Source organism: Streptomyces sp. NPDC031340, assembly GCF_055569945.1.
The window spans coordinates 40,073-53,905 of record NZ_JBVIIE010000030.1 but is presented as its reverse complement, the minus strand read 5'-3'; the positions used below and the strand labels follow the sequence as shown (position 1 = coordinate 53,905).

Annotated in this window: 18 protein-coding genes and 1 pseudogene; 7 read left to right on the top strand and 12 right to left on the bottom strand. The window is 72.5% G+C overall.

Features of this window, described 5'->3' with window-relative positions; translation table 11 throughout:
- The first annotated feature begins 236 nt into the window (after positions 1-236).
- Positions 237-749 carry a hypothetical protein gene (locus ACZ5GT_RS23510; protein WP_469029041.1) on the top strand — a complete coding sequence of 171 codons (513 nt, stop codon included), beginning with the start codon at positions 237-239 and terminating at the stop codon, positions 747-749.
- On the opposite strand, the pseudogene ACZ5GT_RS23505 reads toward ACZ5GT_RS23510, so the two are convergent.
- The 4 genes and pseudogenes from ACZ5GT_RS23505 to ACZ5GT_RS23490 all read right to left on the bottom strand — a co-directional run bounded on the left by ACZ5GT_RS23505 (position 746) and on the right by ACZ5GT_RS23490 (position 4,419).
- Positions 746-1,977, bottom strand: a pseudogene (locus ACZ5GT_RS23505) (cation:proton antiporter). The gene ACZ5GT_RS23510 and the pseudogene ACZ5GT_RS23505 sit on opposite strands and share 4 nt — an antisense overlap.
- A 6-nt stretch (positions 1,978-1,983) precedes the next feature.
- Positions 1,984-2,454: a cation:proton antiporter regulatory subunit gene (locus ACZ5GT_RS23500; RefSeq protein ID WP_469029257.1), complete on the bottom strand. Its 471-nt coding sequence runs from the start codon at positions 2,452-2,454 to the stop codon at positions 1,984-1,986.
- Positions 2,455-2,558: 104 nt separating this feature from the next.
- Positions 2,559-3,911 carry a phospholipase D-like domain-containing protein gene (locus ACZ5GT_RS23495; RefSeq protein ID WP_469029038.1) on the bottom strand — a complete coding sequence of 451 codons (1,353 nt, stop codon included), beginning with the start codon at positions 3,909-3,911 and terminating at the stop codon, positions 2,559-2,561.
- A 100-nt stretch (positions 3,912-4,011) separates the two neighbouring features.
- Positions 4,012-4,419: a UBP-type zinc finger domain-containing protein gene (locus ACZ5GT_RS23490; protein ID WP_469029033.1), complete on the bottom strand. Its 408-nt coding sequence runs from the start codon at positions 4,417-4,419 to the stop codon at positions 4,012-4,014.
- Between the two features lie 165 nt (positions 4,420-4,584).
- Here ACZ5GT_RS23490 and ACZ5GT_RS23485 point away from each other — a divergent pair, with 165 nt between their 5' ends.
- Together ACZ5GT_RS23485 and ACZ5GT_RS23480 are read left to right on the top strand one after the other, a co-directional pair.
- A complete protein-coding gene (locus ACZ5GT_RS23485; RefSeq protein ID WP_398279138.1) occupies positions 4,585-4,761 on the top strand; it encodes a hypothetical protein in 177 nt (58 codons plus the stop codon).
- Positions 4,762-4,805: 44 nt separating this feature from the next.
- Positions 4,806-5,246, top strand: coding sequence for an OsmC family protein (locus tag ACZ5GT_RS23480; RefSeq protein ID WP_469029030.1), 441 nt, complete (start codon positions 4,806-4,808; stop codon positions 5,244-5,246).
- A 28-nt stretch (positions 5,247-5,274) separates the two neighbouring features.
- Here the strand turns inward: ACZ5GT_RS23480 and ACZ5GT_RS23475 are convergent, their stop codons facing one another.
- From ACZ5GT_RS23475 to ACZ5GT_RS23460, 4 genes are all read right to left on the bottom strand, one after another.
- Positions 5,275-5,808 carry an MSMEG_6728 family protein gene (locus tag ACZ5GT_RS23475; RefSeq protein WP_469029027.1) on the bottom strand — a complete coding sequence of 178 codons (534 nt, stop codon included), beginning with the start codon at positions 5,806-5,808 and terminating at the stop codon, positions 5,275-5,277.
- Positions 5,809-5,869: 61 nt separating this feature from the next.
- Positions 5,870-6,169 carry a hypervirulence associated TUDOR domain-containing protein gene (locus ACZ5GT_RS23470; RefSeq protein ID WP_469029024.1) on the bottom strand — a complete coding sequence of 100 codons (300 nt, stop codon included), beginning with the start codon at positions 6,167-6,169 and terminating at the stop codon, positions 5,870-5,872.
- A gap of 88 nt (positions 6,170-6,257) precedes the next feature.
- Positions 6,258-7,154, bottom strand: a complete 897-nt coding sequence (locus tag ACZ5GT_RS23465; protein ID WP_469029021.1) for a PfkB family carbohydrate kinase — start codon at positions 7,152-7,154, stop codon at positions 6,258-6,260.
- Between the two features lie 101 nt (positions 7,155-7,255).
- On the bottom strand, positions 7,256-8,275 hold the full coding sequence (locus ACZ5GT_RS23460) for an aldo/keto reductase (protein WP_469029015.1): 1,020 nt from the start codon (positions 8,273-8,275) through the stop codon (positions 7,256-7,258).
- A 193-nt stretch (positions 8,276-8,468) separates the two neighbouring features.
- On the opposite strand from ACZ5GT_RS23460, the gene ACZ5GT_RS23455 reads away from it, so the two are divergent.
- Positions 8,469-9,056 carry a TetR/AcrR family transcriptional regulator gene (locus ACZ5GT_RS23455; RefSeq protein ID WP_469029009.1) on the top strand — a complete coding sequence of 196 codons (588 nt, stop codon included), beginning with the start codon at positions 8,469-8,471 and terminating at the stop codon, positions 9,054-9,056.
- Between the two features lie 176 nt (positions 9,057-9,232).
- Positions 9,233-10,054 carry an SAM-dependent methyltransferase gene (locus ACZ5GT_RS23450; protein WP_469029255.1) on the top strand — a complete coding sequence of 274 codons (822 nt, stop codon included), beginning with the start codon at positions 9,233-9,235 and terminating at the stop codon, positions 10,052-10,054.
- Between the two features lie 21 nt (positions 10,055-10,075).
- On the opposite strand, the gene ACZ5GT_RS23445 is transcribed toward ACZ5GT_RS23450, so the two are convergent.
- Both ACZ5GT_RS23445 and ACZ5GT_RS23440 read right to left on the bottom strand, forming a co-directional pair.
- A complete protein-coding gene (locus ACZ5GT_RS23445; RefSeq protein ID WP_469029003.1) occupies positions 10,076-10,996 on the bottom strand; it encodes a helix-turn-helix domain-containing protein in 921 nt (306 codons plus the stop codon).
- A gap of 111 nt (positions 10,997-11,107) precedes the next feature.
- Complete coding sequence (locus ACZ5GT_RS23440; protein WP_469028997.1) at positions 11,108-11,338, bottom strand: DUF397 domain-containing protein; 231 nt, start codon at positions 11,336-11,338, stop codon at positions 11,108-11,110.
- 188 nt (positions 11,339-11,526) lie between these two features.
- Between ACZ5GT_RS23440 and ACZ5GT_RS23435 the strand changes: the two genes are divergently transcribed.
- Together ACZ5GT_RS23435 and ACZ5GT_RS23430 are read left to right on the top strand one after the other, a co-directional pair.
- Positions 11,527-12,048, top strand: a complete 522-nt coding sequence (locus ACZ5GT_RS23435; protein ID WP_469028991.1) for an ATP-binding protein — start codon at positions 11,527-11,529, stop codon at positions 12,046-12,048.
- A 22-nt stretch (positions 12,049-12,070) separates the two neighbouring features.
- On the top strand, positions 12,071-12,571 hold the full coding sequence (locus ACZ5GT_RS23430) for a hypothetical protein (RefSeq protein ID WP_469028988.1): 501 nt from the start codon (positions 12,071-12,073) through the stop codon (positions 12,569-12,571).
- Between the two features lie 50 nt (positions 12,572-12,621).
- Here ACZ5GT_RS23430 and ACZ5GT_RS23425 read toward each other — a convergent pair whose 3' ends face one another.
- Both ACZ5GT_RS23425 and ACZ5GT_RS23420 read right to left on the bottom strand, forming a co-directional pair.
- Complete coding sequence (locus ACZ5GT_RS23425) at positions 12,622-12,759, bottom strand: hypothetical protein (RefSeq protein WP_469028985.1); 138 nt, start codon at positions 12,757-12,759, stop codon at positions 12,622-12,624.
- Between the two features lie 54 nt (positions 12,760-12,813).
- Positions 12,814-13,704: an SDR family oxidoreductase gene (locus tag ACZ5GT_RS23420; RefSeq protein WP_469028982.1), complete on the bottom strand. Its 891-nt coding sequence runs from the start codon at positions 13,702-13,704 to the stop codon at positions 12,814-12,816.
- Positions 13,705-13,833: the final 129 nt, after the last annotated feature.

Here is a 13,833-nt window from a genome sequence, read left to right as displayed (position 1 = left end):
GACCGCACCCGGCGCTGATCCCGCCGTGGCGCTGGTCCCGCCGCGGCCGGTGTTTCGTCCGTTCGGCCGAGCATGGCGGCGCGGTGCCCGGGCAGACGCCTGGACGCCGGGGCAGTAATGGCGAAGACCCGGCACCCCCAGCGGCGTTGCCTTCGGTCCCCGAGTCGGCGGCAACGCCGCTGCGTGATCGTCCACGGTGGCTCCCGCCGCCGCGCCGGGCTGGCAGACTGCGCGGCATGGACGTGGACGAAGTGCTGCGCTGCCTCGCGGAGGCGGACGGCGACCGGCGCAGACCGGAGTGGTGCGGCGGACGCTATCTCGCGGTGGCCTACGGCGAGGGCCTGGAACTGGACGTCTCGCACCTCCACTCGCTGGGCGCCGGGAAGTTCGCGGCCCGCGGCGCCGCCTCCTCCCTCTACGACGCCTTGGACCTGCTGGCCGACGACCTCGTGGCGGCCATCGGCGAGCCCGTGGAGGACGTGCTCGAGACGCTGGAGGACGACGTGTCGCCGGCCGACGACGTACCACCGCTCTCCGAGATCGTGTCGCCGCGCCGGCGCCTGCTCGCGCTGCTCCTGCTCGGCTTCGGCGGCCCCATGGACCTGGTCACCGAGCGGTTCGAGGAGGAGCACTACCTCGGCGACGCCCTGACCGAGGCACCGGACGCCCGCTTCGTCCTCCTCGCGAGCGCGGCCCCACCGCACCAGGAGTTCGCGCTGGGCGTGCTGGAACTGGGCCGCCGCGGTTAGTCCTTCTCGTTCGGTTCCGCGAGCGCGGGGACGGTCGCGGGCCGGGGTTCGGCCGCCGGGGCGGGGCTGCTCAGGCGGGAGGTCAGGCGGAGCGCCACGGGCTCGGTCCAGCGGGCGGTGAGCGGGCCCACGACGACCAGGATGAGCACGTAGGCCGTGGCGAGCGGGCCCAGGGAGGGCTCGACCCCGGCGGTGACGGCCAGGCCGGCGATGACGATGGAGAACTCGCCGCGCGCGACGAGGGCGCCGCCCGCCCGCCAGCGTCCCCTGGCCGAGACGCCGGCCCGCTTCGCGGCCAGATAGCCGGTGGCGATCTTCGTCAGCGCGGTGACGACGGCCAGCGCGAGCGCGGGCAGCAGCACCGGCGGAATGCTGGACGGGTCCGTGTGCAGGCCGAAGAAGACGAAGAACACGGCGGCGAACAAGTCCCGCAGCGGGGCCAGCAGATTGTGCGCGCCCTCGGCGACCTCGCCGGACAGCGCGATACCCACCAGGAAGGCGCCCACGGCGGCCGAGACCTGCAGTTCCTGCGCCAGCCCGGCGATCACCAGGGTCAGCCCCAGCACCACCAGCAGCAGCTTCTCGGGATCGTCGCTGGAGACGAAGCGCGAGATGTGCCGGCCGAACCGCACCGCCGCCACCAGCACCAGCCCGGCGGCGCCGAGGGCGACGGCCAGCGTGACACTGCCGGACGCCAGCCCCGCCCCGGCCAGCAGCGCGGTGATGATCGGCAGGTACACGGCCATCGAGAGGTCCTCCAGCACCAGGATGCTGAGGATCACCGGGGTCTCCCGGTTGCCCAGCCGCCCGAGATCGCCGAGCACCTTGGCGATCACCCGGACGAGGACACCCATGTCACCCCGGCCAGCACCACCGCGGCCACCGGCCCCCAGCCCAGCAGCAGCGCCGCCACGGCGCCGGGCACGGCGTTCAGCGCGGCGTCGACCAGCCCCGCCGGGTACTGCGTCTTGAGGTTGGACACCAGGTCACTGGCGGTGTACTCCAGGCCCAGCATGAGCAGCAGCAGGATCACGCCGATCTCGGCGCCGATCGCCACGAACTCCCCGCTGGTGTCCAGCGGCAGCAGTCCGCCCTGCCCGAAGGCGAGCCCGGCGAGCAGGTACAGCGGGATGGGGGAGAACCGGAAACGCCCGGCGAACCGGCCCAGCAGCCCCAGGGCGAGGATGATCGCCCCGAATTCGATGAGGAAGACGGCGGAGGAGTGCATGCCGGATCACTCCCGACCGAGGATCGCGGCGGCAGCCTCCACGCCCTCACGGGTGCCGATGACGATGAGGGTGTCGCCGCCGGCCAGCCGGAAGTCCGGTCCCGGTGAGGGGATCGCCTCGGCCAGGCGCAGCACGGCCACGATCGACACCCCGGTCTGCGTCCGCATGCGGGTGTCGCCGAGCAGCCGCCCGTTCCAGTGCGAGGTGGCGGCCAGTTCTATCCGCTCCGCCACCAGCCCCAGCTCGGTCGTCGACAGCAGCCCCGCCCTGTGGTGTGCGGGCATCAGCGCGCCGACCAGCGCCTCCGCCTCCCCGGCCGCCAGCCGCACGGACAGCGCGCAGGCGTCGGGATCGTCCTCGCGGTACGCGCTCAGGGTCCGTGCCCCGTCCCGGTGCGCGACCACGGACAGGCGCTGCCGCTCCCGCGTGGTCAGGTCGTAACGGACCCCGATGCCCGGCAACGGCGTACTGCTCATGCGCGCGGAGCCCACGGCTGCCCCCTCCTTCGACTTGGGTGTTTCTTGGGTGATTCTTTAACGACACCCTATCGAGTGGTGTCGGGGCCGCCGGGCACGCCGGTCTACAGGAACCGTCTGATCGGCGTGACGGCGGTCTCCCGGGCGCGCTGGAGGAGGGACCGGCGCCGCCACCGGGCGAGGTCGACCGGGGCGCTCCGGTCGCGGTCCACGTCGAAGTCGCGGTCCAGGGCCGCGGTGAACTCCTCGTCCAGGACCGCGAGCATGACCTCCTCGTCGTGCTCCAGCGAACGCCGGTTGAAGTTGGTGGATCCGATCAGCGAGGCGACGCCGTCGACCGTCATGATCTTCGTGTGCAGCATGGTCGGCTGGTACTCGCGGATCTCGACGCCCGCCGCCAGCAGCGTCTCGTAGTGGTGCTGTCCGGCCAGCCGGCAGGCCCGTTGGTCGGTGTGCGGGCCGGGCAGCAGGATCTCCACCCGCACCCCGCGCCGGGCGGTGTCCGCGAGGAGGCCGACGAAGTAGTCGTCGGGGGCGAAGTAGGCGGTGGACAGCCGGAAGCGCTCCTCCACGGACGCCAGCACCACCCGGATCAGCGTCTGCATGTCCTGCCAGCCGAAACTGGCCGAGCCCCGCACCACCTGGACGGTCGCGCCGCCCACCTGCTCGTGCTCGATGAAGCGGTCGCGTTCGTCGTGGAGCGTGTCATGGCACTCGGCCCAGTTCTGCGCGAAGGCGGCGGCTATGCCGTCGACGGCCGGGCCTCGCACCCGGACGTGGGTGTCCCGCCACTCTCCGGGGTGACGCGCGTCGCCGCACCACTCCTCGGCGATGCCGACCCCTCCGGTGAAGGCGGTGGTCTCGTCGACGACGAGGGCCTTGCGATGACAGCGGTGGTTCTGCTTCAGCGGGGACAGCCGCACCGGCTTGCGGAACCACGCGACCTGCACGCCCGCGGCGTCCATGGCGTCGAGGAGATCCTGCTCGATCTTCTGGGCGCCGAACCCGTCGAGGAGGAGGCGCACGCGCAGCCCGGCCCGGGCGCGTTCGGCGAGCGCGTCCGCGAACTCGTGGGCGATCTCGCCGCGCCAGTAGACGAAGGTCATCATGTCGATCGTGTGCCGCGCCGAGCGGATCGCCTCCAGCATGGCGGGGAAGATGGCGTCCCCGTTGCGCAGCGGCGCGAGGTCGTTGCCCTCCGTCGCGGCGATGCCGATGAGGCGTTCGAGCCGTCTTCGCAGCCGCTGCTTGCGGACCCGTGCGCGGTCCGTCGTGCCGTCGCTCGCGTCAGCCGGCGCGGCGGTCGCGGGCGCCGTCGTCCCGGCGGTCGCAGCGGTCGCGGCGGTCGCGGCGGTCGCGGCGGTCGCGGCGGTCGCGGCCGTCGTCGTCGCGGCCGAGGCGGGCGACTCCGTCTCCGGCGACGGGGTGCCCGGCGTCTCCACCGATCGCAAGGTCATCTCCCGTGCTCCCTCCGTCATGCGCACCGGGGCCGGCCGCGGAAGCGGTCCGCGGCCGGCGCGCGTACGTATACCCGGCATCGCCCGGCATACGGCCTGTTCAGCACGCGTCGTTCCGGCCGCCGGGCGCCGGCTCCGGACGGATCCCCGGCGCCGGCTCCAGATAGACCTCGTCCGCGTAGCACCAGGCCCACACCTCGCCGGGCTCGGCGGAACGCGCCACCGGGTGCCCGGTCTCCTCGTAGTGGGCGGTCGCATGGGCTCCGGCGGAACTGTCGCAGCAGCCCACGTACCCGCAGGTCAGGCACATCCGGAGGTGCAGCCAGGTCCGTCCGCGGGCCACGCACCGCGCGCAGCGCGGTGTGCGCTCCGGCACCCCGTCGCCGACGGCGGTCCCGCTCAGGTGGGCGCAGTCACGCCCCTCCGGCCGTCCGCCGTCCGGACGCACCCTCCACCTCTCCACCGCCACCATGTCCACCGCCACCATGTCCCCAGCCCGTACGTCCACGACTCCTCAGTCCTCCTCGTCCGCACCCGACGACAGGTACCGACAGGCGCCGACTGTGATTCCGCCGTGGACCGGTCTCCGGTTGCGGCGTGTGCCGCGGCGAGTCGGGGGCATCAGGACCGCACCCACTGTGACGGACTCGACCATCCGAAGGGACGGCTCCCCGTGCTGGCGATCTTCTCCGCGGTCCTGTTCTTCATCGCCTTCCTCATCAACGCGGCCGACATCTCGACCAACGACACCTTCACCTCGACCAACGTGATGCTGCTCGGCCTCACCGCGCTGGCCCTGCACCTGGCGGGCATCGGCAGCGCGTGGTCCGTGCCGCGCCGCCGGCGCTGACACCGGGCCGCCGCTCGTCGGCACGCGGCGTTAGGGTCACCGTCATGACCGACGACAGTCTGCGCTCCGTCACCGTCGAGCGAACCGGCCCCGGCCGCTTCACCGCCACCAACGCCCGCGGCGGCACGATCAGCTTCGGCACCGGTACCGGTCCCGATGGGCCCGGTGAGTTCACCCCGGTAGAACTGCTGCTCGCCGCGCTGGGCGGGTGCACGGCGGTCGACGTCGACGTCGCCACCACCCGGCACGCCGAGCCCACCAGGTTCTCCGTCGCCGTGACCGGCCACAAGACCGACGACGAGCTGGGCAACCGGCTGACCGACCTCACGGTCACCTTCTCCGTCGCCTTCGAGGACGGCGCGGGCGCCGACCGGGCCCGCGCGATCCTGCCCCGGGCGGTCAGGACCTCGCACGACCGGCTGTGCACGGTCAGCCGCACGGTCGAGACCGGTACGCCCGTGACGGCGACGGTCGACGACGCCTGAGCTCGCCCATGACCGCGAACGGACCCGCTCAGCGGCCGGGTCCGTCCACGCCTCCGTCCACGCCTCCGTCCACGCCTCCGTCCACGCCTCCGTCCGCGCGTCGCCGGTCGGAGTCCGGCCAGACGTACGGCAGGTCGTCCGGCACTCCGGGAAACCTGGCGGCGTAGACGTCCGGGTCCTTGCGGACGAGGGCGGACCGGTGGCTGAGGTGGAAGTCCTCGTCACCGAGCCACGGCGGCAGCTCGCCGGCCGCCGCCAGTTCCGCCTGGCCGCGCGGCGGAGTACCGGGGCGGAAGGCGGCGAAATCGGCCACCAGGGTGGCGGCGCAGCTGTCCTGGTGGCCCAGTTCGCGCCACACCCGGCAGACCTCCAGCCCGTAGCGCACGAGCGCCTCCTCGTACCCGGTCCACATGCGCACGGCGGGGTGGTGGCGCCATCCGTACCCCGGGACGGTCAGGCCGCGCAGCACCTGCAACGCCTCGACGCGCTGTTTGCCCAGCCGGCGCCGGTCCAGTTCCAGCGCCGAGAGCCGGAAGTCGGGGTGGGGCAGAAACGTCTGCATGGGGCGGTTTCCGTTCCAGGAGGGCCGGGGCGCCACCGCGTCCCGGGCCCGCTGCCGTCGCCTACGCCTGCTTCTTCCGCTTCAGGGCGGACGGCTTGTGCACCGCCGGCCGGCCGGACTTGTCGCTGCGGACCTGGTACTGGGGGGCGTCCGGGGAGGCGTTCACCGTGCGTCCGGCCGCCTCCGTCCGCTCGGTGATCTTCTTCTCGACGGTGCCGGTGGTCTCGGTGCCGTGAGTGCGCCAGGCGACCTTGTCGCCCTTGTGCGGTTCCCTCTCAGGTCGCTTCTCCGAGCCCTTCTCGGGGTCGTTCCTGGAATTCTCGGAGTTCTTCTTCGAAAAGCTGTCCTTGTGCTTCGCCATGGGCCGGTCTCCTCGGGGGCGGGGTCGGGCACGTCCGCGGACCACCTCGACGGCGGTCACCGGCGAGCGCGCCTCGACGGGTTCCCGGTCACCGCCCGAGCATCCAGGCGCGGGTGCCGAACGTCGCGCACGCCTGCGAGGCGACCGCGGCCGCCTCGCGCAGCGCCGTGACGAAGGCCCGCGTCGTCAGGGGACCGTGGGCGGCGAGGTGGTGGGCGAGGGCTCCGTGCAGCACGTCCCCCGCGCCGAGCGTGTCCGCCACGCGGACGGCGGGCACGTCCACGGTGCCGCCTCCCTCGGGCCCCGCCCACACGATGGACCGGCCGCCGCGGCTGACCGCCGACCAGGTGACGCCGTGGGCCCGCAGGAACTCCAGTACCTGCGCGGGCGAGCCCGTGCCGGGCGGGTGGAAGTCGGCCGAGCAGACGGCGACGTCGGTCAGGGGCAGCAGTCGTTCGGTGCCGTCCTTCCAGCTGCCGCCGTCGTAGAGGACGGGGCGGCCGGCGGCACGTGCGGCGCGGGCGGCCGCCAGGGCCAGCAGCGGATGGTGGCCGTCGGACTCGACGATGTCGCAGCCGGCCACCAGCTCGTCGAGGTCGTCGGGCGGGAGCAGCCGGTGCCGCGCCGCGTTGGTCGAGGCGACGGAGCGCTCCCCGGTGGAGGCGGTCACCACGATCGAGGACACGGCCGGTGGTTCGGGCGAGCCGGCCGCCAGGTCCGTCACGTGCACACCCAGCCGGGCGAGGTCCGCCGCGGCGGCCACCCCCAGGGGATGCCGGCCGATCGCGGTGACCAGCGCGGCCGTACCGCCCAGGTGACTGAAGACGGCCGCGGCGTTCGCCGCCGGGCCTCCCGCCGCCACGACCTGCTCACGCGCGGTCACCTTCTCGTCGCGACCGGGCGGACGGTCGACGAGCTGGATGACGTCCAGGGTGCACAGGCCGACGAAGAGCCCCGCGGGCCGTTTCTGTGGCGTCGATGTCACCCGCGGCACCTCCTCACCCGTTGGTTCCCCGCCCGGGTCCCCTGCCCGGGCCTGCGGTCAGTGTAGGAACGGCCGGCCGGCCGGGCAGGGTGACGGGGCGGTCAGCGTCGGCGCAGTGCCGGGTCGAGCAGGGAGGGCGGGGTGTCGTTCTTCTCGTGCGGGGCGAGGTCGACGCCGGGGGCGACGACGGCGTCGATCGCGTCGAGGACGTCGGCGGACAGCACGGTGTCGGCGGCGGCGAGCTGTGCCCGCAGGTGGTCCTGCGTGCGCGGGCCGATGAGCGCGCCGGTCACGGCCGGGTGGGCGGTCACGAATCCGAGCGCGAGCTGGATCATGGTCAGGCCGGCCTCGTCGGCGATCCGGGCCAGCCGCTCGACGGCGTCGAGCCGGGCCCGGTTGGCCGGGAGGGCGGTGTCGAAGCGCTGCGGCATGAACGTCGAGCGGTTGGTGGTGATCTCCCGGCCCTCGCGGATCGCGCCCGACAGCCAGCCGGAGGCCAGCGGGCTCCACACCAGGACGCCGAGGCCGTACTCCTCGGTCACCGGCAGCACATGGGTCTCGGCCCCGCGCTGCAGGACGGAGTAGCTGGGCTGTTCGGTGACGTACCGGCCCAGGCGGTGCTCGCGGGCCGCCCACTGGGCCTGCACGATGCGGTGGGCCGGGAAGGTCGAGGAGCCGAAGTAGCGGATCTTGCCCGCGCGTTGCAGGTCGGTCAGCGCCGACAGGGTCTCCTCGTCGCCGGTGCTCGGGTCCCACCGGTGGATCTGGTACAGGTCGATGTGGTCGACGCCGAGCCGGCGCAGGCTGTCCTCCACCGCGGTGACCAGCCAACGGCGCGAACCGCCCCGGCGGTTGAGGCCGTCGCCCATGGGCAGTCCGGCCTTCGTTGCCAGTACGACGTCGTCGCGGCGTCCGGCGATCGCCTTGCCGGTCATCTCCTCCGATTCGCCGTCGCCGTACTTGTCGGCGGTGTCGATGAGGTTGATCCCGGCCTCGAGGGCGGTGTCGACGAGGGCGGTGACCTCGTCCTGGGTGGTCCGTCCGATCCTGCCGAAGTTCATCGCGCCGAGCGCGAGCGAGCTGACCTGGACGCCGGTACGGCCCAGGGTGCGGTACTGCATGGCTGTGTTCCTCCGGGAACGGTGTGGGGGTGGGTGAGGGCATGGCTTGGTCGGGGGTGCCCGCTCTGGCATCATGAGAAAGCGGAACCTCGTTCCGGAAATGAAGATACGGAACGTTGTTCCGTTTAGCAAGGCTCGGCTGCCTGGCGACGCTCGGCTGCTCAGCGAGGCTCGGCTGCGGAAGGAGTGCGCCGTGAACGACGGCGAGGAGGGTGCGGGGCGCGCGGCCCCGTCCAGACGGGCGGACGCCCGGCGCAACAAGGAGACGCTGCTGGACGCGGCCGCCGCGGTCTTCGTCGCCTCGGGTGTGGAGGCGCCGGTGCGGGACATCGCGGCCGAGGCCGGCGTCGGACTGGGCACGATCTACCGGCACTTCCCGACCCGGGCGGACCTCATCATCGCCGTCTACCGGCACCAGGTCGAAGCCTGCGCCGAGGCCGGCCCCGCCCTGCTGGCGAGCTGCGCGAGCCCGTACGACGCGCTGCGGGAGTGGATCGACCGCTTCGTCGAGTTCCTGGTCACCAAGCACGGCCTCGCCGCCGTACTGCAGTCCGACGACGCCGGCTTCGAGGCGCTGCACGCCTACTTCCTCGACCGCCTCGTACCCGTGTGCGCCCAGCTGCTCGACGCCGCGGCCGGCGCCGGTGAGATCCGCCCCGGCATGGACGCCTTCGCGCTCATGCGTGGCGTCGGCAACCTCTGCATCGGCGCGGAGAGCGACCCCCGCTATGACGCGCGCCGACTGGTCGGACTCCTCGTCGCGGGACTGCGGCAGGGCTGATCCCCGCGCGGGGGGCCGTGGGTGCTGCCGCCCGCCGGGACCGCTCCTCGCCCGTCGGCGGCACACCGGCAACACCTGACGTACCGTCAACTGGTGGTCGTACAAGGTGAGGTGTCCCTAGGATGGACTGCCTCAAGGGCGAGGCCGCCGGGTGCGCGACGGGAGTTGGGAAGACGATGGAGTCCGGGAAGCAGCAGCTGTCCACCAAGATCGATGCGACGGTGCCGACGGCTGCGCGCATGTACGACCACTACCTCGGCGGCAAGGACAACTACGCCGCCGACCGGGCCGCCTGCGAGGAACTGGACAAGGTGGTGCCCAGCACGCGGGCGCTGGCGCTGAACAACCGGCGCTTCCTGCAGCGCGTGGTCAGGACGCTGACCGAGGAATACGGCATGCGGCAGTTCCTCGACCACGGATCCGGGCTGCCCACGCAGAACAACGTGCACCACGTGGCCCAGGCGATCGACCCGTCCGCGCGCGTGGTGTACGTCGACATCGACCCGATGGTCCTGGTGCACGGCCGGGCCCTGCTGGAGCAGAACGAGCGCACCGCCGTCATCCAGGCGGACTTCCGCGACACCGAGAGCATATTGACCCACCCGGACACCCAGCGGCTGATCGACTTCTCGCAGCCGGTGGCGGTGCTGTTCAACTCGGTGTTCCACTGCATCCCGGACAGCGACACCGACGGCCCGCTCGCGGTGATCCGGCGGGTGACCGAACGGCTGGCGCCGGGCAGCCACCTGGTGATGTGCCAGCTCGTCAGCGACGACCCCGAAGTGCGGGCGTTCGTCACCGACTTCATGGGCCAGGCCACCCAGGGCAACTGGGGGCGGGTGCGCGAGGAGAAGGACGTCGCGGAGTGGTTCGAGGGCATGGACATCCTCGAACCGGGCCTCGTGGAGGTGTCCACCTGGCGCCCCGACAACGAGGTGGCGCCCCGTCAGCTCACCCAGGAATGGATCGAGTTCGGGGGAGTGGGGCGCCTGCGCTAGCGGTCGGTCCGGGTCTCCCGGTCACGTCTCCGCGTACCGCTGGGCGGCGGTGTCGCGGAGGCGGGCCAGGGACTCGCGGGGGTTGAGGGCCTCGTCGGCCAGCCGGTCCAGGGCCACCCGGTACTCCTCCGTCTCGTCGCGGTCCTCCAGGAACGTGGCGCTCCTGATGTGCTCGAGATAGACGACGTCGGGCAGGTCGGCGCCGCCGAACCGCAGATAGGTGACGGGGATGGCCGGCGCGGAGGCGTTCGTGACGTCCAGCGGCACGATCTGGACGGTCACGTGCGGCAGTTGCGCCATCTTGATCAGGTGCTCGAGCTGCTCGCGCATCACCTCACGGCTGCCCAGCACCCGCAGCAGCACCGACTCGTCGATGATCGCCCACAGTTGCGGCGCGTCCGGCCGCTCCAGCAACTCCCGCCGTCGCATGCGAAGTTCGACACGGCGCTCGACCTCGCGGCCGGTCGCCGCGGGCAGCCCGCGCTCCACCACGGCACGCGTGTAGGCCGGGGTCTGCAATAGGCCGGGCACGTACTGGATCTCGAAGGTACGGATGGCGTCGGCCGCCTCCTGAAGCCCGACCAGCCGGTCGAACCACTCCGGCATCAGCCGCTTGTCGAACCGCTGCCACCATCCCGGCTCGCCGGCTCGCCGCAGCAACTGCAGCAGCACCGAGGTCTCGTGCTCCCCGGTCTTGTACAACTCCAGAAGCGCGCGGACGTCCGCCTCGGTGGGTGGCCGACGGCCCTTGCCCGCCTCGATCCGGGACAGCTTCGCCGCGCTGAAGCCCGCCGCCCGGGCGGCCTGCTCCTGGGCGAGGCCCGCGTCCTCCCGGAGGCCCGCCAACTGGACCCCGACCAGCATCTTCAGCAGGGTCGGAGCGGGTTCGGTACGGCTCAGATACGTTTCCAGGCGGGAGATACGCGGTGACTCCGAGGACATCCTGACTCCCGGTGGGCAGACGGCGACAGGACGCATTATCGCACTGCGGGACCCGCTGACGCATGCACCGACCGAAGCGGAGTGCCGCTGTCCGCCTGTCGTCTCTCCGGGTCACAGGAGGTGGTCGAACTCGCCCTCCTTCGCGCCCGCCAGGAAGGCGGCCACCTCGGCCGGCGTGTAGATCAGCGCGGGCCCGTGCGGATCGCGGGAGTTGCGCACGGCGATGCCTCCCCCGGCGAGAGCGGCGACCTCGACGCAGTTGCCCTCGGCGTTGCTGTGCCGGCTCTTGATCCAGTCGACGCCCAGCGAACTCGCCCGCACCCCGTTCGGAACTGATGCCACTGCGGTCTCCTCCACGTGTTCCGTCACGCCGGCCGCTCTGAAGCAGCGGGCTCAGCGTGGCGGCTCCTTCACCCGACCGTGCGCAATTTCCCGTGAAATTGCACGAAGTTGCTGACGGTGTGGATAATAGCCAAGGCGTCAAGCTCCGTGCGCGACGCTCTGTCCTGACGTCACCTCAGGGAGGCGCTGTGTCGCTGCCCGTGCACCCAGCACCCTGGTTAGGCCCTGGCGCGAAGGTCCCGCCCGCCCGTCCGGCGAAGCGGACCCCGTCGGCCGGTGCTGCCCGGCGCGACGCACCGCTGACCGCCGCCCTGCGGCTGACCGGCGACGGCCACGACTGCGCCGAGGCGCGGGACTTCACCGGCCGCACCCTCGCCGCCTGGGAGCTGGAGCACTGCCGTGACGACGCGCTCGTCGTCGTCGGCGAACTCGTCGGCAACGCCGTACTGCACGCCCGGCCGCGCGACCAGGCCGGGGAGACCGCCTTCGAGGCGCGGCTGAAGCTCACCCTGCGCCCCCGACACCTGGTGTGCGCCGTCACCGACCGGAGCGACGGCCTGCCCCTGTACCGGCCCCTGACCAGCCCGCTGCAAGAGCACGGACGCGGCCTGCACATCGTCGAGGCCCTGTCCGAGCACTGGGGCTGGACCAGGTGCGACCCCGCCGGCAAGACCGTCTGGGCCATGCTGCCCACCCGGTCGTGCCCCTGAGACGACGGCACGGAGAAGAGCCATGACAGGCGTCCCGACCCAGACGGAACCTGCACCGGTGTTCGGGGACCTGGTACGCGTGCCCTGGAGCGACATAGAGGACGCCACCGGGTCCGCCGCGGCCATCCCGTTCCTGCTCGCCGCCATCGCCTCCGGCGACCCGGCCGCCGCCGACACCGCGCTGGACAGACTGCGCCACCGCATCTGCCAGTACGGCTTCGTCGTCGGCCAGGCCACCGCCGTCACCGTCCCCTTCCTGTGGGACCTCGCCCAGCGCCCCCAGGTCACCTGCCGGGCGCGGATCCTGCGGCTGCTGAAGAACATCGCGGACGCGCGGCAGTGGGAGACCACGGCCGCCGCCTACCCCAAGCTGCGACGTCACCACAACGACTACGTCGAATGGGAGTCGGCGGCCCGCCGCGCCGTGCGCGATCAGAGCGGCGTCATCGCGCGCCTGCTCACCGAGCGGAACACCGAACTCGTCCAGGCCACCAGGGAACTCGCCTCCGCCCTGGCCCGCTGACGGCCGGCGGGCCGGGCACGTCGGTCACCGGCCCGCCCCCGGGCCCGGCCTCATCTCCGGTAGCGGTCTCCCCTGCGGTAGGTGCGCGCCACCAGCACCCCGGTCATGACCAGTACGAGGACGGCGACGGCGGCCCAGGGAGGGACGACGCCCGCCGGCGGCTGCAGGGCCAGGGTGTGCATGCTCACGTGAGCCTCCGGGGTTGAGCTGGGGGTGGTGGGGTGGGGTGACCGGGCCGGGACCTACGGCAGGGGTGTGCCGCCGGTGGCGTTGAGGATCTCCGCGGTGACGAAGCTCGCGTCCTGGGAGGCGAGGTACACGTACGGCGGGGCCAGTTCGGCCGGCTGTGCCGGACGGCCCAGCGGGCTCTGCTTGCCGAACTCCGCGGTGTCCGGCATCGTCGCCGGGATCAGCGGCGTCCACACCGGGCCGGGCGCGACCGCGTTGACGCGGATGCCGCGCTCCGCGACCATCTGGGCCAGGCCCTGGGTGAAGGTGACGATCGCGCCCTTGGTCATCGCGTAGTCCAGCAGATGCGGACTCGGCTTGTACGCCTGCACCGAAGCCGAGTTGATGACGCTGCCGCCCTCGGGGATGTGCGGCAGGGCGAACTTGGTCAGCCAGAACATCCCGTAGAGGTTCGTCCGCATCACCCGGTCGAACTGCTCGGTCGTGATGGCCTCGATGCCGTCCGGCTGCGACATCTGGTAGGCGGCGTTGTTCACCAGGACGTCGATACGGCCGAACTCCGCGACCGCGCGCTCGACCAGCCCCTGACAGTTGTCCTCCTCGCGGATGTCGCACGAGACGGCGACCGCCTTGCGGCCCGCGTCCTCCACCAGCCGGCACGTCTCCCGCGCATCGTCCGTCTCCTCCTCCAGGTGGGTGAACAGCACGTCGGCGCCCTCACGCGCGTAGGCCAGGGCGACGGCCCGCCCGATGCCGGAGTCCCCGCCGGTGACGACCGTCTTGCGGCCCTCCAGGCGCCCGGTACCGCGGTAGGAGTCCTCGCCGTGGTCGGGCGGCGGGTCCATCGGGCCGGTCCAGCCCGGATGCGGCTGGTCCTGCGAGGGGAAGTCGGGCCGGGGGTGCTGCGTGGTCGGGTCCTGCTGGGCGTCCCGCTCGTGACTCACGTCGGCCTCCTCATTCGTACGGGATCCGTTCGGGATCGCGTTCGGGATCGGTGCACGGGGGTTGTGCACGGGTTTTGTGCACGGGCGACCGGGTTCCCTGATCACGCCCGTCGAAAAGCCCTCTTCGGC

What these genes read in the sequence shown, in the direction of transcription:
- ACZ5GT_RS23510 (WP_469029041.1), top strand. Translation starts at nt 237, where the DNA reads ATGGACGTGGACGAAGTGCTGCGCTGCCTCGCGGAGGCGGACGGCGAC.
- ACZ5GT_RS23500 (WP_469029257.1), bottom strand. Translation starts at nt 2,454, where the DNA reads ATGAGCAGTACGCCGTTGCCGGGCATCGGGGTCCGTTACGACCTGACC.
- ACZ5GT_RS23495 (WP_469029038.1), bottom strand. Translation starts at nt 3,911, where the DNA reads ATGACCTTGCGATCGGTGGAGACGCCGGGCACCCCGTCGCCGGAGACG.
- ACZ5GT_RS23480 (WP_469029030.1), top strand. Translation starts at nt 4,806, where the DNA reads ATGACCGACGACAGTCTGCGCTCCGTCACCGTCGAGCGAACCGGCCCC.
- ACZ5GT_RS23475 (WP_469029027.1), bottom strand. Translation starts at nt 5,808, where the DNA reads ATGCAGACGTTTCTGCCCCACCCCGACTTCCGGCTCTCGGCGCTGGAA.
- ACZ5GT_RS23470 (WP_469029024.1), bottom strand. Translation starts at nt 6,169, where the DNA reads ATGGCGAAGCACAAGGACAGCTTTTCGAAGAAGAACTCCGAGAATTCC.
- ACZ5GT_RS23460 (WP_469029015.1), bottom strand. Translation starts at nt 8,275, where the DNA reads ATGCAGTACCGCACCCTGGGCCGTACCGGCGTCCAGGTCAGCTCGCTC.
- ACZ5GT_RS23450 (WP_469029255.1), top strand. Translation starts at nt 9,233, where the DNA reads ATGGAGTCCGGGAAGCAGCAGCTGTCCACCAAGATCGATGCGACGGTG.
- ACZ5GT_RS23445 (WP_469029003.1), bottom strand. Translation starts at nt 10,996, where the DNA reads ATGTCCTCGGAGTCACCGCGTATCTCCCGCCTGGAAACGTATCTGAGC.
- ACZ5GT_RS23430 (WP_469028988.1), top strand. Translation starts at nt 12,071, where the DNA reads ATGACAGGCGTCCCGACCCAGACGGAACCTGCACCGGTGTTCGGGGAC.